We start from the raw sequence: 19,164 nt of genomic DNA, 5'->3' as shown, positions 1-19,164 counted from the left end.
TCACCGTCCACTCCCGGTGCCAGCCGTATCGTTGAGCGACCAGTCATACGGCAGGTACGACAGTCGGGCTCGGCCACTCCGCACCAACGGTTGCACCGCCGGCGGACCGTAGCGGGCGAGCACCCCGAGAATCGCGCGTTCGGTTGGGCGGCCGTTGCCGATGCCGCTGGGCTGGAAGCGCTCGACGAAGTCGTCCCCGTACCACTTGAAGATGCTCGAGACGCCGATGACGTCGCCGTCGACAACAACTCCCAGGGGGGACGCGAGATAGCGACGGGCAGCCGCCTCGAGCTGGTCGACGATGGGGCGCTCGCGATAGGGGACGTCGGACAGCGGCGGGCAGCTCACCGAGGCGCAGTTGACGGCGAAGTGGATCAAGGGTTCGCGGAACGTGGGGCGGATGATCCGGTGCTCGATGTCGTCCAGCGTCACGGTGCGGCCCGCGGCCTGCCACGACAACCGCGTCCACACGCCGTCGATCTGGCGGATGCTGTTGCGCGGGCCGAGGCTCAGCCAGCTGCCGCGAATCGGGTAGTGATCGACGATGGCGCGCAGCGTGAAGACGTTGTAGGCATTGATCCAGAAGGCCAGCTGCCGGGGCCGCGGCCACGCTTCGAGCTCGGCTCCGGAGACTGCGGCGACGCTCCGCACCACGTCGTCGAGTGCCGCCCGCCCGGCCAGCAGCCCGCGGTAGTCCACCCGCGCCGCCCGCACGTACCGGCGCAGCACGTCGGCATAGCCGCTGAACTCGGCATCGAAGGGGGCCGCGCCCCGGAGGCCGGCCGTCGCGGCCACGCACGCGGTCAGGGTGGTCTGCAGCCAGGCGCGGCGGGTCAGGGGTGATTGGTGCATGGCGAAGGGGCCCGGTGGCAGTTGGACGCAGCAAATTCGATCGACGTCGCGCGACCTCCAAGCCCCGCGTCACGGCGGCCCGGCAGTCGACGCGGCACAGGAGGAGGACGTGATCGACGCACACGCAGGAACGGGCAGACGGATCGTCTTCACGAGTTTCGGCTCACTCGGCGACGTCTACCCGTACATCGGGATCGGGCGCGAACTCCGCTCGCGCGGGCATGAGGTCGTGCTGGCGATGCCGGCCTGGTATCGGGACGTGGTCGAACGCGAGGGCCTCGGATTCCATCCCGTGCGACCCGACATCGATCCGACCGATTCGCGTGTCGTGGCGCGCATCATGGACGCCCGCTCCGGAACGGCGTTCATCGTGCGCGACCTGATCCTGGGATCGCTGCGGGACACGTTTGCCGATCTCGAGGCGATCGCGCGCGGCGCCGATCTGCTCGTGTCGCACCCCGTCTCGTTCGCGGCGCCCCTCGTGGGGGAGCACCTGCGCATGCGGTGGGCGTCGACGGTCCTCGCGCCGATGTCGTTCTTCTCGCCGTTGGACCTTCCGGTCTTTCCGCCGATCCCCTGGGCCAAGCGCCTCGAGCACATCCCTGGCGTGGCGAGAGCGCTGGTGAGCCTGGCCCGCGGCGTCACCTCACGCTGGGGCGAGCCGGTGCAGGCGTTGCGCCGTGAGCTCGGATTGCCCCGCGGTGGACATCCCGTGTACGAGGGGCAGCACTCGCCGCATCTCGTGCTCGGTCTGTTCTCGCGGCATCTTGCTGCTGCCCCGCCAGACGCGCCCGCCGTCGTCCGCATCACCGGCGCCATTCCCTACAACGGAGTGGAAGCGGAGCGCAGTCTGGCGCCGTCGCTCGAGGCGTTCCTGGCCGCCGGGCCACCCCCGGTCGTGTTCACCCTGGGCTCGTCTGCCGTTGGGGCGGCGGGGACGTTCTACGAGGCCAGTGCGGAGGCCGTGCGGCAACTCGGCCTGCGCGCCGTCCTGCTCGTCGGCGCGCAAGGGGCGAACGGGCCCGTCGGACGCTCGGGTGACGACATCCTGCGCGTGGCGTTCGCGCCGCACGCGGCGCTGTTTCCCCGCGCGTCGGCCGTCGTGCACCAGGGAGGGGCCGGCACGCTGCATCAGGCCCTGCGCAGCGGACGACCGACGATCGTCGTGCCATTCGCGCACGACCAGCCGGACAATGCGTTCCGGGCCGAGCGCCTGGGAGGCTCGCTCACGATCCGGCCGTCGCGGTACTCGGCACGCACGGCTGCCCGTGCGCTGCGGCAACTCCTGGACGTTCCCGGGTATGCGGCCAGGGCGGAGGCGGTTGGTGCGCAGGTGCGGGCCGAAGACGGCGTGACCAACGCATGCGACGCGCTCGAGGCGCTCCTCGCAGGTCCGCGATGAGCACGCACGCCCGAACTCGCCTGGCGAGCGCCTGCAACCAGGTCCACTGGCTGAGGCTGAGGCTGAGGCTCGGGCGAACCCTGCGCTCCGGACCTGAGTGGTGGCGGGCCGCGGCCTTCGTCGTGTGGTGGCTCGCGATGGCCGCGCCGGTCGTCGCACAGGACGCCCCGCAGCGATGGACCCGCATCGTCAGCGGCGATGTCGAGGCGATCGGGAACGCCGACAGCGTCGCGCTCCGTCATGTCGCCAGCCAGGTGGTCGGCGTCCGCGATGCACTCGCGGCACTCGTGCCGTCGACGGCCCGCGTCACCGTGCCGATCACGATCCTCCTCGACTGCGAGGCCGCCCAGGCCTCGGAGGTCGTCGAGCGACCCTGGCGGGTCTACGTCGCCGGTCGATGTGGGCGGGTCGGAGACGACGAGGGAGGTGCGGCGGAGCGATACGCCCGCATCGTGTTGCGACGAGCGGTGCACCCGCTGCCACTCTGGCTGGAGGTGGGCGTCGCGCGCCTGGCCCTGGCCGGGGTTCGCGAGCCGACGGGCCGTGTCCAGTTCGCGACGTTCCACGCGGCTGACGTACGCGGCTATCAGCACCCGCCAGTGCCGGCGCGCGAAGTCTTCTCGGCGCAGCACGCGTCGGAGGTGTGGCAGAACCGCCAGCGTCGCGTTGCCTTCGTCAGTCAGTCGCTGGTCTACGTCCACCGGATCGTGCGGGCGGGCGACCTCGGCGCCTGCCTGGGCGCGTCGGGGCCTCGGGACGATCCCGCGGCGAGACTCCGTGCGTGCCTGCACGGCGACATCGATCCGTTTCATGAAGGCGTCATGGCGACGTGGCCCGCGGGACTGGCGCGGCTGACCGTCCGCGCGGGGGCAGAGCCGTCGCCCCTGGAAGCGTACCCACTCTCGGACGTGGAGTGGAAGGCCCGTGTGATTGACGGCGTGCTGGCCACGGCGTCGGTCTCGGTGGCGAAGCGCCGGGTCGACGCGTGGGGCCTCACCGCGGACAGCGGGCCCGCCCTGCCCGGTCTGCTCGCGCGGTTCGCCGACGCCACCGGCGAGTCGGCCCGGGCGCGAGCCGTGTTCGAGCGCGCGGTGGCGGCGCCGGGGGATCCGCTGGACGCCTATCACTACGCCGCGGCCCTGCTTGCGCCGGCGCTGCGCGCGCAGACCGTCGAACTCCGTCGCGGCCATGTCGCGGACCGGCACTCCCTTGCCGTCGCGGACCACCACGTCGAAGAGAATCATCGTCGGTGCGCTACGCAGCGCCGGTTGCTGCGCTGACGGCATGACGACGGTCGCAGCCCGGCAGGATAACCGCAGGCGAGGCTGGACAAACCCTTGCCGCGAGTGGCTGCGTTATCCCGGCAGGGCGTCGTCCCTTCTCATTTGAAGAATTACAATTGTAATATTGCGGAGTGACTGGGCGGCGACTGCGCGCGCTTCGGATGGACCTCGGGCTGACACAAGCCGAGGCGGCTCGCCGTTGGGGTCTGTCGCAGCCCTATGTGTCGCTCGTGGAGCAGGGCCGGCGGCCCGTGCCCGATCGTCTGGTCGCCGCGCTCGCGCCGCCTGTCGTTCTGGCAGGGGAGCGTCACCAACGGACATCCACCGACCTTGGCGTGGCACTCGGGAATCTCGGATATCCAGGATTCAGGTATCTGGCCAACGGACGTCGCGTCGACCCGGTCGTCGTGGTGCTTGAGGCCCTGCGAGCCGACGACGTATCGCCCAGGGTGCTGCGGGCGCTGCCGTGGGTGCTCGCACATCACGCCGATCTGGATTGGCCACGCCTGCTGCCGCAGGTCAAAGCGCTGACACTGCAGAACGCGCTGGGGTTCCTCGCCAGCCTCGCGCGGCGACTTGCCATGCGTGACGGACGCGCCGCCGTCGTCGAACGGTTGCGGGAGGTCGAGCGCGAATTGGAGGAGGTGCGCCTTGTGAGGGAACGGTCTCTTGGTCGTCGGCTCGCCGAGGCAGAGGCCCGCCACGTCCGCGCGCATCGTTCCGCCCTCGCCAGGCATTGGCGGGTGCTCAGTGAATTGACGGTGGACGATGTCGCGACCGCAGCCGCCTGAACGCCCGGCACCGCCCTTCGGCGAGTTCCTGCGGGCGATTGATGCTGCCGCGCAAGAGGCCGTCGCCCTGCACTGCATCGGTGGTTTTGCCGTGAATGCGTACTACGGTCTCGAGCGGCCGACCGGGGACATCGACATCTGCAATGCCGTTCCCCACAGTGCTGCGGCATGGCTTGTCGTGCTCGCCGGCCCAGGCACAGCCCTTCATCACCGGCACGGGTTGTACCTGCAGTACGCCGCCGTGGCGTCGATGCCGTACCAGGACGAGGAGCGTTTGCAGGTGCTCTACGCCGGTGCATTCGTGCGGCTGCGCCTGCTGATTCCCGACCCCATCGACCTCGCGCTCTCGAAACTGTCTCGCAATACCGAGATCGATCGCGCGGACGTGATGTGCCTGGCGGCGGCCACGGCGTTCGACCTCTCGGCACTCCGAGAACGGTGTGCGGGACCGAGCTGTGCCCGTTGCAGACAGCAGGGTACACTCTGGGGTCTCGACTACACCATAGTGGCGTCAACCCATTGCCGGAGGGAACCATGACGGATGCGGCCGCGATTGATGCGACCACCCTCAGTTGCTCGGTCACCTGCAAGAACCTCGAGGCGGCCATTGGCTTCTACCGCGACGCGATCGGCCTAGCGGTGGCTGAGACGTACGAGCACGACGGCAACGTGGTGGCCGCGGTGGTCGCTGCGGGAGACTGCCGCATCGTCCTCAATCAGGACGATGGCAAGCTCGGGTGGGACCGCGTCAAGGGGCAGGGCTTCCACCTCCAGATCAACGTGGCGGGCCCTGCGGACGTCGACGCGGTGGCCGCGCGGATCATGGCAGCGGCGGGGCGTTGCTGAGCGAGCCGGCGGACCGGCCGTGGGGCGTGCGGATGTTCCAGTTCAGGGATCCGGACGGGTTCAAGCCGGGCGTGTCGACCCCGCTTGCGGGATAGGGTCCCCTGCGTCTCGATTCAGGTAACACTTCAAGGAGGGTTCGCGCATGGCCAGCAACCGCGGAGTCGCGTACATGGGCCCGGGCATCGTGGAAGTGCAGAGCATCGATTATCCGAAGCTCGAACTCGGCCGTCGCAAGTGCGAACACGGCGTCATCCTCAAGGTCGTGTCCACCAACATCTGCGGCAGCGATCAGCACATGGTGCGCGGGCGGACGACCGCCCCAAAGGGACTCGTCCTGGGGCATGAGATCACCGGCGAAGTGATCGAAGTGGGCCGCGACGTCGAGTTCATCAAGGTCGGCGACATCTGTTCGGTCCCGTTCAACATCGCCTGCGGCCGCTGTCGGAATTGCCGGGAGCGCGCGACCGGCATTTGCCTGAACGTCAACCCCGCACGTCCGGGCGCGGCCTATGGCTACGTCGACATGGGGGGATGGGTGGGTGGGCAGGCCGACTACGTCATGGTCCCGTACGCCGACTTCAACCTGCTCAAGTTCCCGGACAACGCGCAGGCGATGGAGAAGATCAAGGACCTCACGTGCCTGTCTGACATTCTCCCCACCGGGTATCACGGGGCCGTGACCGCCGGCGTCGGCCCTGGTGCCACCGTCTACGTGGCCGGTGCCGGCCCGGTCGGCCTGGCGTGCGCCGCCGCCTGCCAGTTGCTCGGTGCCGCGGTCGTCATCGTCGGCGATCTGATTCCGGAGCGTCTGGCCCAGGCCAGGAGTTTCGGCTGCGAAACCGTCGACGTGTCCAGGGACGCCTCGGTCGGCGATCAGATTGCGCAGATTCTCAAGGTGCCCGAGGTCGATTGTGGAGTCGACTGCGTCGGCTTCGAGGCACGCGGTCACGGCCACGATGCCGGGACCGAGGCGCCAGCCACCGTGCTGAACTCCCTCATGACGATTACCCGCGCGGGCGGCGCGCTCGGCATCCCCGGTCTCTACGTGACCGACGATCCTGGAGGCGTCGACAAGCATGCGCAGACCGGCAATCTGAGCATCCGCATCGGCCTGGGCTGGGCAAAGTCGCATCACTTCGCCACCGGTCAGTGCCCGGTGCTGAAGTACAACCGCCAACTCATGATGGCCATCCTGCATGACCGGATCCACGTGGCCAAGGCGGTCAACGTCACGGTCGTGTCGTTGGATCAGGCCGTGCAGGGGTACAGGGACTTCGACAAGGGCGCGGCCAAGAAGTACGTGCTCGACCCCCACGGCATGATTGCCGCATGAACGGACCGCGCAGCGCGCGCACCGTGAACCTGTGCCGCACGTGAAAGGCGTGCAGCATCCATGCCTCCAACGACGGCAAGATCATGATCTTCGCCGCCGGCATTCCACTCAAGAAGAACGGCGTCGTCGACGGCGCGGTTGGCGTCAGTGGCGGGTCGGGCGAGCAGGATCACGCGGTTGCCGAGGCTGGCGCAGCCGCGTTCTAGTGGGACCTGAGCCTGGCCGCGCGCAGCGGCTGCGTGCAAGGTGACGATGCGTGCGGGTTCGGCCAGGCGCCTGAAGTGGCTGCCGACCGCGCATTCTGAGAGGGCAGATGAGCCGCCGCCTCGTGGCCGCCATCCTGTTGTCTGCGCATCCGGTCGCGTGGTCGGCTTCTATGCCCTGGCCACCGGCGCCGTGGCCCACGAGGCCGTCACCGGGCGTGTGCGGCGGAACATGCCGGATCCGAGCCCCGTGATGGTGCTCGCGCGGCTGGCGGTGGACCGGGCCTACCAAGGCCGCGGGCTGGGGCGGGCGCTGTTGCGGGACGCGCTGCGTCGAACCGTCGACTCTCAGCCGTGCAAGTCATTGCAGGCGCGCAGCTTCTGGTGCTAACCCCTGCAATTGCCACAGTTCGCCAATTCTCCCTCAGTGCACCCAGTTCACCGCAGTCCTCCCGACTCACCCCCAGTGGAGGAATAAGGAATAGAGGAGGCGGCGGGAACGGTGTCCCGCCGTCCGGGTGGCAGCCCTTGCCAAAATTTGCCAACGTGCCTACGCTGGCTCCATGAGCACGATGAACATCTCGCTGCCCGCTACCCTGAAGGCGTTCGTGGATGCGCAAGTGACCGAGCGCGGCTACGGCACGAGCAGCGAGTACGTCCGGGAACTCATCCGCAAGGACCAGGAACGACTGCACCTGCGTGGACTGCTCCTCGCTGGTGCCGAGTCTCCCGCAGGCCCTCCGGCCGATGCGGCCTACTTCGAGGGCCTGCGCGCGCGGGTGCGTGATGCCGCGTCCACGCGGCGGTGACGGCCACGCCGGTCGTCCCGCGGAGGGTCGCGCTGCGCGACATCGACGAGGCGGTGGCGTACTACGTTGTCGAGGTCGGGGATGAGGCCGCCCTGCGGTTCATCGAAGCCGTGGAGAAGACCTTCGCGCGTATCGGCCGTCACCCCGCCAGCGGCTCGCCGCGCTATGCGGTCGAGCTGAACCTGCCAGGGCTGCGCGTCGTGCCCGTCATCCGTTGTCCGCACCTCGTGTTCTACGTGGATCGCGGCAGCCACATCGACGTGTGGCGCGTACTGCACGGCGAGCGCGACATTCCGGCGTGGATCAGGTCGCCTGACAACGTCTAAGGTGCGGCAAGCGCTGCGTCAACCAGCACCGAATCCGTCCATCCCAACCAGATCAAGCCCAGGCTCGCGGTTAACGGCCCTGCGGAACGACCTGCACGGTCGCGTCAGGCACCGCTGCGAGGAACCGGTCCAGTGTCGAGCCCCGCCACAGCAGTTCCCAGCGCGCTCGCGCGGTCTGTCCGAAGACCACGTGAGTCACACCCTCTCGCTGCGCGAACGCGATGAGGCCCTCCGCGGGCTTGGCGGCACGCACGCGCACGACCGTGGCGCCGAGTGACTCGGCTAGGCGGATGTTCTGCTGCAGGGCCTCCGCGTCTCGCGCCTTGATGTGATCGGGCGTCTCGGCCGGTGTCTCCACGTACACGGCATACCAACGTGAGCCCAGGCGACCGGCAATGCGCGCCCCCGTCCGGATGACCCGCGTCGCCTCAGGATTCGAACTCATGCAGACCATGACCCGCTCAGGGATCAGCGGCGGCTCTAGGCCCTCGCGTGCGCGATAGTCGGCCGCCTTGTCGCCGACGTCGTCAGCGACGACGCGCAGGGCCAGTTCCCGCAATGTTGAGAGGTTGCCCTTGCGAAAGAAATTCGTCAGGGCATGCTCGATCTTGTCCGGCCGGTATACACGGCCCTCGCGCAGCCGCGTCCGCAACTCCTCGACGGTGACGTCCACATTGACCACTTCATCGGCGCGTTCGAGGAACGTGTCGGGCACGGTCTCGCGGACACGGACACCGGTGGCCCGAGCCACCGCGTCGTTGAGGGTCTCGAGGTGCTGGATGTTGACGGCGGTCATCACGCCGACGCCGGCGTCGAGCAGCGCCAGCACGTCTTCGTACCGCTTGGCCCGCGGGCTTCCGGGCGAGTTGGTGTGCGCGAGTTCGTCGACGACACACATCTGCGGGCGCCGCGCGATCACGGCGTCGACGTCCAGCTCCTCGAGCGTGACGCCGCGATACGCCACCTTCCGGCGGGGTACGACCTCGAGATCCCCCACCTGCGCGTCGGTGTCGACCCGGCCGTACGTCTCGACGATGCCGATCACCACGTCGACGCCCTTGGCCCTGAGGCCGTGGGCGTCCTGCAGCATCGAGTAGGTCTTGCCGACGCCGGGCGCTGCGCCGATGTAGACGCGCAGCCGCGCCCGCGAGTCGTGCTGCAACTCGGCAAGGATCGCGTCCGGCGAGCGGCGAGGACCGGCTGGCGTCATCGGCTTCACTCCGCTATGCCAGGCCCAGGGCGACGAGCATCAGGTCGATGGCCTTGATGCCCACGAACGGTACGAGCACACCGCCCAGCCCGTAGACGAGCAGGTTGCGACGCAGCACCGCGGCGGCGCCGAGCGGCGTGTAGCTCACGCCGCGCAGGGCGAGCGGAATGAGCACGATGATGATCAGCGCATTGAAGATGACCGCCGACAGGATGGCCGATTCCGGGGTCGCCAGGCGCATGACGTTGAGGGCCTGCAACTGCGGAAAGGCCAGCAGGAACATCGCCGGGATGATCGCGAAGTACTTGGCGACGTCGTTGGCGATGGAAAACGTCGTGAGCGCGCCTCGCGTCATCAGCAACTGCTTGCCGATCTCGACGATCTCGATCAGCTTGGTCGGGTTGGAATCGAGATCCACCATGTTGCCGGCTTCCTTGGCCGCCGTGGTGCCGCTGTTCATCGCCACGCCGACGTCGGCCTGCGCGAGCGCCGGCGCGTCGTTGGTGCCATCGCCGGTCATCGCCACCAGCTTGCCGGCGGCCTGCTCGCGCCTGATCAGCGCCATCTTGTCCTCGGGCTTCGCCTCGGCGAGGAAGTCGTCCACGCCGGCCTCCTTCGCGATGGCCTCGGCCGTCACCGGGTTGTCGCCCGTGATCATCACCGTGCGGATGCCCATCGCCCGCAGCGCATCGAACCGCTGCCGCATGCCGCCCTTGACGATGTCCTTGAGGTAGATGACCCCGAGGGCTCGCGTGTCGTCGGCGACGACGAGGGGCGTGCCGCCCGCGCGAGACACGCGGTCGACGAGCGCGGCCAGTTCCGCCGGAACGGTTCCACCCTGCTCGCGCACGTAGGTGGCGATCGACTCGGCCGCGCCCTTGCGCAGACGCCTGGACGGCAGGTCCACGCCGGACATGCGGGTCTGCGCGGTGAACGGCACGAAGGTCGCCTCATGCGGCTCGAGCGTCCGGGCCCGCAGGCCGAAGCGCTCCTTGGCGAGGACCACGATCGACCGCCCCTCGGGCGTCTCGTCCGCCAGTGACGCCAGCTGCGCGGACTCGGCCAGTTCACGTTCCTCCACGCCAGCCACCGGCAGAAACTCCGCCGCCTGGCGGTTCCCCAGCGTGATCGTGCCCGTCTTGTCGAGCAGCAGCGTGTCGACGTCCCCCGCCGCCTCGACGGCGCGGCCCGACATGGCGAGCACGTTGTGCTGCACGAGGCGGTCCATGCCGGCGATACCAATGGCCGAGATCAGCGCGCCGATCGTCGTCGGAATGAGGCACACGAGCAGCGCCACGAGCACGGGAATCGGTATCGTCGTGCCCGCGTACCTGGCAAAGGGCTCGAGGGTGACGACGACGAGCAGGAAGATGAGCGAGAGCGTCGCCAGCAGAATGCCGAGCGCGAGTTCGTTGGGCGTCTTCTGCCGCTGCGCGCCCTCCACCAGCGCGATCATTCGATCGAGGAACGTGTGCCCGGGGTCGGCCGTGACGCGCACGACGATGACGTCCGACAGCACACGAGTGCCGCCAGTCACGGCGGAGCGGTCACCGCCCGACTCACGGATCACCGGTGCCGATTCGCCCGTGATCGCCGACTCGTCGACAGAGGCCACGCCCTCCACGATGTCGCCGTCCGCCGGGATGAACTCGCCGGCCGAGACCCGCACGAGGTCGCCCTTGCGGAGGCTGGACGCCGACACGTCCTCGGCGTGTCCGGCGCCATCGATCTTGTGGGCGACGGTCTCGGTGCGCGTGCGCCGAAGGGTGTTGGCCTGGGCTTTCCCGCGCCCCTCCGCCATCGCCTCGGCGAAGTTGGCAAAGAGCACCGTGAACCACAGCCAGAGCGCCACCTGTCCGGTGAAGGGGGCATTGCCAGTGCCGGCGACGACTTCCTGCACGAACACGAGGGTCGTCAGCAGGCTGCCGACCGTGACGAGACACATCACGGGATTGCGCACCTGCACGCGGGGGTCGAGTTTCCACAGGGCATCGATGGTGGCCTGGCGCACGATGGCGCCCTGCCACATGGAGACCTGGCGAGCACGGTCAGTCATTGAATGCATCCTTCGCGTCGAGCGCCACGTTAAGCAGCAGGACGTTGACGCGCTGCTGCCCAAGGATGCCGAACGTCGGCGGCACGATGTGCGCCGCGACGATGCGGCGCACGGCATCGACGGGGACGCCTCGAGCTGCGGCGACACGCGCGACCTGCACGTCGATGGCCGCCGGTGAGAGATGCGGGTCCAGGCCCGCGCCGCTGGCGGTCACGAGATCAGCCGGGATGACGCCGCTCGGCAGCGCCTCCCGGGTGCGGACGGCCGCCACGCGATCGCGCACCGCGGCGAGGTGATCGGGGTTGGTGGGCCCGGAATTGGTGCCACCAGTCGACGCGGCGTTGTAGTCCACGCCGGAGGGCCGCGCGCTGAAGTAGCGATCCCCCGTGAACGCCTGGGCAATCAGCGTCGAGCCGACCACGCTGCCATCGGCGCGCGTCACCAGCGACCCCTGCGCCTGGTGCCGAAAGGCCGTCTGCGCCACGCCCCAGATGACGAGCGGATAGGCGCCGCCGAAGAGCAGCATCGTGACGATCGCGAAGCGGACGCCCCGAATCAGGTCCGTGGTCATCGCAGGACTCCCTGTGAGAGGTGCTCCGCGATCGGCCCGAGCACGGCGACCGGGAGGAACATGAGCAGCCCGATGATGATCGTGACGCCCCACAGCATCAGGCCGAACGTGGCCGAGTCGGCCCGAAGCGACCCGGCGCTGTCGTCGGCCCCGGGCTTGGCGGCGAGCGAGGCCGCCAGCGCCACGGGGAGGACGATCGGGACGTAGCGCGACAGCAGCATCACGAGGCCGGTGGCGATGTTCCAGAACGGGGTGTTGTCACCGAGGCCTTCGAAGCCGGAGCCGTTGTTGGCCGCTGCCGACGTGAACTCGTAGAGCATCTCGGAGAAGCCATGGGCGCCGGGGTTCTTCAGCCAGCCGAGGGCCGTGCCCGGGTCCGCGGTCTGCACCCACACGACGCACGCGATGGCGGTCGTCACCAGGATCGCGAGGGGGTGCCAGAGGAGCGCCAGGCTCGCCAGCTGCATCTCCCGCGCCTCGACCTTCTTGCCGAGGAACTCCGGCGCGCGGCCCACCATCATCCCGGCGACGAAGACCGTCACGATCAGGTAGAGGACCATGTTGATGAAGCCGACGCCGACGCCACCGAAGATGTTGTTGAGCCACATGCCGGTCAGCGGCATGAGACCGCCGAGCGGTGTCATCGAGTCGTGCATCGCGTTGACCGACCCGTTGGACGTCACCGTGGTCGTCACCGCCCAGAGCGCAGAGAGACCCGGCCCGAAGCGCGTCTCCTTGCCTTCGAGCGACCCCTGCGAGGCGTCCACGCCAAGCTCGGTGAGGGGCGGACTGCCGCCGGTCTCTGCCAGCGTCGCCCCGACGACCATCGGCACGTAGATGGCCAACATCGCCGCAAAGAGCACCACCGCGAGTCGGCGGCGACGGACGAAGTGCCCAAGCGTCCAGACCATGGCCATGGGGATGATGGCGATCGACCAGGTCTCGAAGAGGTTGGACAGCGGCGTCGGGTTCTCGAACGGATGCGCCGAGTTGGGGCCGAAGTAGCCACCCCCGTTGGTGCCGAGCTGCTTGATCGCGACTTCCGGGGCGACCATGCCACGGGCGACCGACTGGACGGTGCCTTCGACCGTCGTGGCACTGACGGCGCCCTCGTAGGTCACCGGCACGCCCTGCCACACGAGCAGCACCGCCACCAGCACCGACAGCGGTAGCAGCACCCGTACGGCGGCGCGCGTGCAGTCCTGGTAGAAGTTGCCAAGGGTCTGCAGGCGGCTGCCGGCCAGCCCGCGGAACACGGCCACACACGCGGCGATGCCGGTGGCGGCCGTCACGAACTGCAGCCACACGATGACGAACAGCTGCGAGAACGTCGACAGGCCCGTCTCGCCGCTGTAGTGCTGCAGGTTGGTGTTGGTGGTGAAGCTCGACGCCGTGTTGAAGGCCAGGGTGGCCTCCATGCCGCCGATGCCGTCAGGGTTGAGCGGCAGCAGCGCCTGTGCAGTGAGCAGGAGGTAGGCCACCACCCACATCACGACGTTGGACGCGAGCAGGCTGACGCAGTACGCGCGCCAGTCCTGTTGCGCTGTGGAGGCCCCGGTGACCCGCAGCACCAGGCGCTCGACCGGTCCGAGCACCGGGTCGAGCCAGGTCCGCTGGTCGGTGAAGACCTTCCAGATGTATCGCCCGAGCGGCACGCTCGTGGCGATGATGATCGCGATGATCGCGAGATTGATGACGATGTTCCACATGGCGTCAGAAGCGCTCCGGATGCAGCATGGCGTAGACGAGGTAGACGAACGCGACGAGGGCGAGACACAGGGCGACGAGGGTCATGCGTTGAGGCTCCTACCAGCTGCCTGACTTGTTGCCGAACCACCAGACGAGACCGACCGTGAACGTGTCCTGGGCGCGGCGCTGGTCGCCGGGCACGGGCCCCGTGAAGTACGCCTCGTGTGACCAGTCGCGGCGGTACTCGCCACGCACGAGGAACCCGTCGGCGAGCCGGTGTTCATATGTCGCGGTGACCTCCTGCAACTGCTGGTCGATGCCGCCGAACAACCCTTCGTCGTCCAGGTACTCGTAGCGCAGCGCCAGCGCCGACGCCGGCGCGACCTGATACCGGGCATAGGCGCCCAGCCCGGTGGTCGACCGCGCGTCATCGACCTGGTTCACCTGATTGGTGGTGTGATTGACGTCGAGCGCCAGCGCCAGCGCCGGGGAGGCGGCCCAATTGACATAGCTGTCGATGACGCGGAAGACGCCGTCGGGACCGCCCGGTTCGGCGTTGTCGGGTTGTTCCCGCCCCGCGTAGTAGCTCACCGTCCAGCTCACACCCGTCATCGGTGTGACGATCGCCGTGACGTGGCTGCTCTTGAAGTCGTTGAACTCCTCGGTCTGCTGGATGCCGTTCGTGAGCATGTACATCAGCGTCACGCGGTCGTGCACCGGCAGCGTGACGCGCACCCCGGTGTGGTAGTAGGGTAGGAAGTTGAACAGGTAGGCGCGCGAGAAGTGGTGGTTGTCCTTCGCGTAGTTGGTCTCGTAGCCGAGGTTCGAGGCGAACTTGCCGAAGTCGGTCTGGAGCCCGCGGCCGACCGGGAACACGTAGGTGCCGTAGGCCTGCCAGATGTTCCGGTACAGCTCGGGGCGCGGTTCGTTGGCCGGACTGCCTTGCAGCGCCGCGGTGGCCTGGCCGAACTGCAGGTCGACGCGCGCGCCGAAGCGACGGCCGGCGGCGACGTCGGGCGCGCTCTCGATGAGGATCGCCGTCTGCTGCAGCCCGAAGGTGTTGGCGCGCGTGTCGTAGGCGCGCAGTGGCGTCACGCGGTCGTAGGGCTCGTTCCCGTTCCACTGGTAGTAGCCCTCGAGGGTCACGCCGAAGTTGATGTGACGGAACGGGTTGGGGTCGGCCTGGGCCTTGACGGCTGCTGGCGGAGGAGCCGCGGGCCGCGTCGCCTCCTGGGCGTCAGCCCTGCCCTGCGTGCCGGCGAGCGCGAACGCGACGCCCATCACGAGTCGGGCCAGACGCCACGGCCCGGGAACTCTCTCCACCTTCATCCGACGACCTCCTCCTCATCACACTAGGGAGGTCGCCCTGAAGTGGGGCCAAGAAGTGCCTCAAGAGTTCCTGAGGAACGTATAACGCCGAAGGTCTGATGCACGGCGGCGGGGGATTGAAGGCTGACGGCCGAGTAACGAGACCGATTGCCGATGGCGGATGGCCGAATAGCGAAGGCCGATGGCCGACGGCCGAATGACGAAGGCCGTTCTACGGCGTGTCGGTCGTGCAGAAGCGATACCCGACCCAGGGCTCGCTGAGGAGATACCGCGGTTGGGCGGGATCGAGCTCGATCTTCTTGCGCAGCTGCGACATCAGCGTCCACAGGTGCTCGGGCTGCTCGACGGCGTTACCGCCCCAGATGGCCTTGAGGATGGCGCGATGGGTGAGCACGCGGTCGTGATTGCGCGCCAGCAACGTCAGCAGCTCGAACTCCTTGGGTGTCAGGCGGATGTCGTCGCCGTCGCGTCCGACGCGCCGGCGGTCGAAGTCGATGACCAGTCCGCCGATGGCCAGGATGCCCGTGCTGTCGGCGACGGCATCGGCACGTCGTCGCAGTGCGACCCGGATGCGGGCGAGCAACTCCTCCGGTCCGAACGGCTTGGTGACGTAGTCGTCGGCGCCGAGGTCGAGCGCCGCGACCTTGTCGGCTTCGGCCGTGCGTGCCGACAGCACGATGATGGGGGCGGGCCCGAGCGCGCGGAGCCGGCGACAGACTTCGATGCCATCGAGGTCCGGCAGACCGAGATCGAGCACGACGAGGTCCGGCGGCGAGTGTTCGGCCTGGTGCAGGGCGTCCTGGCCGGTCGCCGACACGAGGACGTCGTACCCGCGGCTTCGCAGCAGCGTCGACACCGACCGCTGCAGCGCGACCTCGTCGTCCACGAGCAGGATGCGTTCACGTGGGTTCATCGGTCTCAGGGCTCGAGGGATCAGTGTCATCCGGGCTCGCGGCGCCATCGACCGGCACGCGCATCGTGAAGCGGGCGCCTCCGCCGGCCGGGTTGTCGGCCCAGATGTGACCGCCTTGCGCCGCCAGCAGTCCGCGGGCGATCCAGAGCCCCATGCCGGTGCCTGAGGGGCGACGGTCGGCCCCCGTGCCCCTGTAGAAGCGCTCGAAGATCCGCGGCAGGTCGGCTGGTGGGACGCCGGGGCCTTGATCGCGTACGCCGAGTTCGAGCGTGTCGGCGTCGATTCTCGCCGTCACGTGAATGCGCGAACCGACCGGCGCATGCTGTGCCGCGTTCTCGAGTACGTGCGCCAGGGCGGCCGCGGTCAGCCTCGGGTCCACCAGCACCGGCACCTCGCTGTCGACGTCCACGTCGACGCGATGCCCGCGCAGGGTGGGCCCGGCTTGCGCCCGTGCCGCCTCGATGATCTCGGACGGATGCGTGCGGCGCCGCTCCGCGGCGACCGCGCCTGCATCGAGACGCGCCATCTCGAGCAGGTTCTGGAACAGCCGGTCGAGGCGGGCCACTTCCGCGAGGATGATGCCCATTTGGGCTTCGCGCTCGTCGGGCGGCAAATCGCTCGATCGCAGATTCTCGATGCCAACCCGGATAGCGGTCAGGGGAGTACGGAGGTCGTGGCCGATCGAGGCCAGCATCGTCGTCTTGAGGGCCTCGCTCTGGCGCGTGTGCGCGGCCTTGCGCCGCTCCCCGAGCATCTGGATGCGCTCGACGGCCAGCGCCGCCAGTCCGGCAATCGCGTCGAGTGTCCCGGCGTCGACGCGGTCGCTCTCGGTCGCCAAGAGGCCGATGGGCCTGGTGCCGACCCTGAGGGGCACGAGGTGGATCTGCTGATCGCCGAGGCGAAGCGGGCGATGCCGGCGTAGGTGCGTGCCTCGGCATCGAACTCGAGGCGTTGCCGCGCCGCGTTCAGCGCCTCGGACAGCGCGGCGTCTGGCAACGCAAGGGCGTGCGCGCCGGCATGGACGACATCCCACGCGCCCGCGCCATTGGGCAGCGCCAGCGCCGCGAACGCGAGATCGAAGCGCCGGGCGATGGCGCGCGCCACGTCAGCGATGCCCTCCCGGCTGTCCTCGGTCAGCAGCACGTCGCGGCTCAGGTCGTAGAGGCGTGCGAGCTCGGCCCGTCTCTCATGCGCCTCGTCGGCCCGGGCACGGACGCGCGCCGATAGATTACTCGCCACCACGCTGACGACCAGGAACGCGCCCAGGGCGACCCAGTTCTGCGGGTCGGCGATCGTCAGCGTGCCGACGGGCGGCAGGAAGAAGAAGTTGAAGCAGAGCATCGCCACGACGGAAGTGGCGAGCGCGACGCTCAGTGTGGACCACGCTGCGACGAGCAGGACGATGAGCAGGAACGACGTCGAGACGATGGCCGCGTTCCGCAGGTCCAGCAACTCGACGTACACCACAGTAGCCACGACAACTCCGCCAACGCCGGCCATGAGCGGCCAGAACCGACCGTGAGTCGCCATAGCCGCTGATCGTACGTCCGCAGGAGTGGAAGAACCATCGCCGTCGCCGATGCGTGTCAACCAAGCGCCATCAGCTGGGTGATCTGATCGCGTGGACACCCCGTGTGCCAGGCGGACTGCCGTGGGCGGCTGCGCCCCCTGCGACGAGCGCTGTCTGCCAGGCGCTCTGGCGTCAGTCACCGATGAAGGGAGGCGGCGGGAACCGCGCCCGCGTCCGGCCTAGCCCGAGCATAAAATGCGTGGGAAATGTCACTGAAGGGCCGCGAGCGCCTCACCCAGTTCGCCACTTCCGTGGAGAAATAGGGGAGGGGCGGCGGGACCGAAACTGGGCTGCTGCTCCTAAGTGACTTACAGTCAATAACTTAGGGTGGTGGAGGCGGCGGGAGTCGAACCGGTTGACTCTCAGCCGTGCAAGTCATTGCAGGCGCGCAGCTTCTGGTGCTATCCCCTGCACAGGCAGCATTTAGGTCATTCCTCTCCAGTGCACTCCCGTTCTCCCCAGTGCTCCTCAATCCTCCCCAGTCGTGGAGGAATCGGGGAGGCAGCGGGAGTGGGTTCCCGCCGCCGCACCTGCAGGCCGCACACGTGCTCACGGTGTGGTCGCCACGGCCCAGTAGCCTGATCGATGCGTTGCACTGGTGCCCTTCCGCTTCACCTTGACCGTCACCCGTCGGTACGTCCCGTCCATCTCGCCTCGCGCCGGCGTGTAGGCGAGCAGGTAGTGCGACGCCTGATCCTCGGCAATCCGCTTGGCGATTCGCTCGACGTTGTTGGTGTTCTCGAGGAGCAGGCCGCCGGTCTCCTTCGCCAGGCGGGACAGCGACGCGGTGCCATCCGAGCGGACCAGGTCGGCCTGTTTCTCCAGGTCACGCGTCCAGGCGCCCTGTGACCGACCCTCGTCGCCGAGCGCCACCCGGCCGGCATAGTCCTGCTCGCGCGCCGCCGCCGCGACCGTGCTGTGAGCACGCAGGCCTGCGGCGTCCACCGGGTAGAACGTGACGCCGGCGCGATTGGCCGCGGCCACCATGGTGTCGAACAGCGTGCGCGCCTGGTCCGAGAGTGGGAGCCCTTCCGAGAACAGCACTACCGCCTTTCGACCGGTCAGGCCTGCCATGCCGGTTGCGATGGCACGAAGTCCCACCGCCGCCATCTGCCCCTGCACGTCGCGCGTGTACCGCTCGTAGGTCTCGGCCATGCGCATCTCCATCGCGTACAGCAGGCGCTCCGGTCCCGCGCCGTTCAGGAGTCGTTGGCGGGTCGCGAAGTCCTGTGCGCCTCCACGGGACTCGGCGCCGACCGTCGCGGAGACGCTCGGGTCGAGATCGATGCCGGTTCTCGTCGATTGCGTCGCGCTCGCGTCCTTGCCCACGATGGGCCGCTGCGCCAGGGCCGACAGCGCTGTCCTGGCCGCGGTGCGGTCCTGCGTGAAGTCCTGCGCAATGTGCAAGCGGTGCTCGAGCGCAAACAGTCCGACCCAGTCGCGCGTCGGCATGCCCGCCAACATGGCATCTGCCACGCGCGCAGCCATGGGGCGGGCCTCGGGAGACAACTGGTCGAACACGAACGCGACCACCGACGGTGACACGTCGCCTGCAGGGGCTCGACTTTCGCCGCTCTGCGGAACGGCAGGTTCCGCTGTCGTCGCTGCGCCGGGCGTCGTTCCGGACGGCGCAGCTGGCGTATCGAGTGGGCGTCCTCCCGGTCCGAACACCGCCGTGATCGCCTGGCGCGACCCGTCTTCACTGAGTTCGAAGTCCGCAACGGCCAAGTCGCGCACTGGTGCACCCTTGCGGTCGCGCGCGACGACGTCGAAGAGAATCGTCGTCGTCGCGGTCCGCAGCGAGGGCTGCTGCGCAGACGAGAGTATGGAGAGGCCGGTTAGCAGGCAGACGACGAGCGCGTCTCGACGCATCAGTCCTCCTCACGGGTGTGGGCCTTCTCAGAATACTGCCGCCTATGAGGCTGAGGTCGGCGCTGGATGCCGAACTGGCGGTGGGTTACCGCCTTGCGGGAGGCGACCG

19 protein-coding genes and 2 pseudogenes are annotated in these 19,164 nt (G+C 68.7%); 10 read left to right on the top strand and 11 right to left on the bottom strand.

Going from position 1 to position 19,164, the window contains the following annotated elements; genetic code table 11:
- Complete coding sequence (locus Q0C41_RS03865) at nucleotides 1-852, bottom strand: DUF547 domain-containing protein (RefSeq protein ID WP_291981137.1); 852 nt, start codon at nucleotides 850-852, stop codon at nucleotides 1-3.
- Nucleotides 853-961: 109 nt separating this feature from the next.
- Here Q0C41_RS03865 and Q0C41_RS03860 point away from each other — a divergent pair, with 109 nt between their 5' ends.
- The 10 genes and pseudogenes from Q0C41_RS03860 to Q0C41_RS03815 all read left to right on the top strand — a co-directional run bounded on the left by Q0C41_RS03860 (nucleotide 962) and on the right by Q0C41_RS03815 (nucleotide 7,845).
- Nucleotides 962-2,254: a glycosyltransferase gene (locus Q0C41_RS03860; protein ID WP_291981136.1), complete on the top strand. Its 1,293-nt coding sequence runs from the start codon at nucleotides 962-964 to the stop codon at nucleotides 2,252-2,254.
- Nucleotides 2,251-3,534 (top strand): hypothetical protein, encoded by a 1,284-nt coding sequence (locus tag Q0C41_RS03855; RefSeq protein WP_291981135.1) that lies wholly within the window; start codon nucleotides 2,251-2,253, stop codon nucleotides 3,532-3,534. Before Q0C41_RS03860 ends, Q0C41_RS03855 begins: the two co-directional genes overlap by 4 nt.
- 134 nt (nucleotides 3,535-3,668) lie before the next feature.
- Nucleotides 3,669-4,328, top strand: coding sequence for a helix-turn-helix transcriptional regulator (locus tag Q0C41_RS03850; protein ID WP_291981134.1), 660 nt, complete (start codon nucleotides 3,669-3,671; stop codon nucleotides 4,326-4,328).
- Complete coding sequence (locus tag Q0C41_RS03845) at nucleotides 4,306-4,866, top strand: DUF6036 family nucleotidyltransferase (RefSeq protein ID WP_291981133.1); 561 nt, start codon at nucleotides 4,306-4,308, stop codon at nucleotides 4,864-4,866. The genes Q0C41_RS03850 and Q0C41_RS03845 overlap by 23 nt, the downstream gene beginning before the upstream one ends.
- Nucleotides 4,863-5,174 (top strand): VOC family protein, encoded by a 312-nt coding sequence (locus Q0C41_RS03840; protein ID WP_291981132.1) that lies wholly within the window; start codon nucleotides 4,863-4,865, stop codon nucleotides 5,172-5,174. The genes Q0C41_RS03845 and Q0C41_RS03840 overlap by 4 nt, the downstream gene beginning before the upstream one ends.
- A 142-nt stretch (nucleotides 5,175-5,316) precedes the next feature.
- A complete protein-coding gene (gene fdhA / locus Q0C41_RS03835; protein WP_291981131.1) occupies nucleotides 5,317-6,507 on the top strand; it encodes a formaldehyde dehydrogenase, glutathione-independent in 1,191 nt (396 codons plus the stop codon).
- A 56-nt stretch (nucleotides 6,508-6,563) separates the two neighbouring features.
- Nucleotides 6,564-6,713: pseudogene (locus Q0C41_RS03830) on the top strand (heme-binding protein); the annotation flags it as partial.
- 46 nt (nucleotides 6,714-6,759) lie between these two features.
- Nucleotides 6,760-7,059, top strand: a pseudogene (locus tag Q0C41_RS03825) (GNAT family N-acetyltransferase); the annotation flags it as partial.
- Between the two features lie 214 nt (nucleotides 7,060-7,273).
- Entirely contained in the window at nucleotides 7,274-7,519 is a 246-nt protein-coding gene (locus Q0C41_RS03820; RefSeq protein WP_291981129.1) for a type II toxin-antitoxin system ParD family antitoxin, read from the top strand.
- Complete coding sequence (locus Q0C41_RS03815) at nucleotides 7,516-7,845, top strand: type II toxin-antitoxin system RelE/ParE family toxin (RefSeq protein WP_291981128.1); 330 nt, start codon at nucleotides 7,516-7,518, stop codon at nucleotides 7,843-7,845. The genes Q0C41_RS03820 and Q0C41_RS03815 overlap by 4 nt, the downstream gene beginning before the upstream one ends.
- Nucleotides 7,846-7,915: 70 nt before the next feature.
- Here Q0C41_RS03815 and Q0C41_RS03810 read toward each other — a convergent pair whose 3' ends face one another.
- The 10 genes from Q0C41_RS03810 to Q0C41_RS03770 form a co-directional block, all read right to left on the bottom strand.
- Nucleotides 7,916-9,055, bottom strand: coding sequence for a universal stress protein (locus Q0C41_RS03810; protein ID WP_291981127.1), 1,140 nt, complete (start codon nucleotides 9,053-9,055; stop codon nucleotides 7,916-7,918).
- Nucleotides 9,056-9,068: 13 nt separating this feature from the next.
- Nucleotides 9,069-11,111 (bottom strand): potassium-transporting ATPase subunit KdpB, encoded by a 2,043-nt coding sequence (gene kdpB / locus Q0C41_RS03805; protein WP_291981126.1) that lies wholly within the window; start codon nucleotides 11,109-11,111, stop codon nucleotides 9,069-9,071.
- A complete protein-coding gene (gene kdpC / locus Q0C41_RS03800) occupies nucleotides 11,104-11,682 on the bottom strand; it encodes a potassium-transporting ATPase subunit KdpC (protein WP_291981125.1) in 579 nt (192 codons plus the stop codon). The genes kdpB and kdpC overlap by 8 nt, the downstream gene beginning before the upstream one ends.
- Complete coding sequence (gene kdpA / locus Q0C41_RS03795; protein ID WP_291981124.1) at nucleotides 11,679-13,391, bottom strand: potassium-transporting ATPase subunit KdpA; 1,713 nt, start codon at nucleotides 13,389-13,391, stop codon at nucleotides 11,679-11,681. The genes kdpC and kdpA overlap by 4 nt, the downstream gene beginning before the upstream one ends.
- Nucleotides 13,392-13,395: 4 nt before the next feature.
- Nucleotides 13,396-13,476, bottom strand: a complete 81-nt coding sequence (locus tag Q0C41_RS31340; RefSeq protein WP_367079113.1) for a potassium-transporting ATPase subunit F — start codon at nucleotides 13,474-13,476, stop codon at nucleotides 13,396-13,398.
- A 12-nt stretch (nucleotides 13,477-13,488) separates the two neighbouring features.
- A complete protein-coding gene (locus tag Q0C41_RS03790) occupies nucleotides 13,489-14,700 on the bottom strand; it encodes an outer membrane beta-barrel protein (protein WP_291981123.1) in 1,212 nt (403 codons plus the stop codon).
- 211 nt (nucleotides 14,701-14,911) lie between these two features.
- Complete coding sequence (locus Q0C41_RS03785) at nucleotides 14,912-15,613, bottom strand: response regulator transcription factor (protein WP_291981122.1); 702 nt, start codon at nucleotides 15,611-15,613, stop codon at nucleotides 14,912-14,914.
- Entirely contained in the window at nucleotides 15,600-16,307 is a 708-nt protein-coding gene (locus Q0C41_RS03780; RefSeq protein WP_291981158.1) for an ATP-binding protein, read from the bottom strand. The genes Q0C41_RS03785 and Q0C41_RS03780 overlap by 14 nt, the downstream gene beginning before the upstream one ends.
- A complete protein-coding gene (locus Q0C41_RS03775) occupies nucleotides 16,268-17,143 on the bottom strand; it encodes a DUF4118 domain-containing protein (protein ID WP_291981121.1) in 876 nt (291 codons plus the stop codon). The genes Q0C41_RS03780 and Q0C41_RS03775 overlap by 40 nt, the downstream gene beginning before the upstream one ends.
- Nucleotides 17,144-17,732: 589 nt before the next feature.
- Nucleotides 17,733-19,055 (bottom strand): VWA domain-containing protein, encoded by a 1,323-nt coding sequence (locus tag Q0C41_RS03770; RefSeq protein WP_291981120.1) that lies wholly within the window; start codon nucleotides 19,053-19,055, stop codon nucleotides 17,733-17,735.
- Nucleotides 19,056-19,164 lie beyond the last annotated feature (109 nt).

Source organism: Luteitalea sp. (assembly GCF_022842525.1).
Taxonomy (GTDB): Bacteria; Acidobacteriota; Vicinamibacteria; order Vicinamibacterales; family Vicinamibacteraceae; genus Luteitalea.
This window is presented reverse-complemented; position numbering and strand designations above follow the sequence as displayed.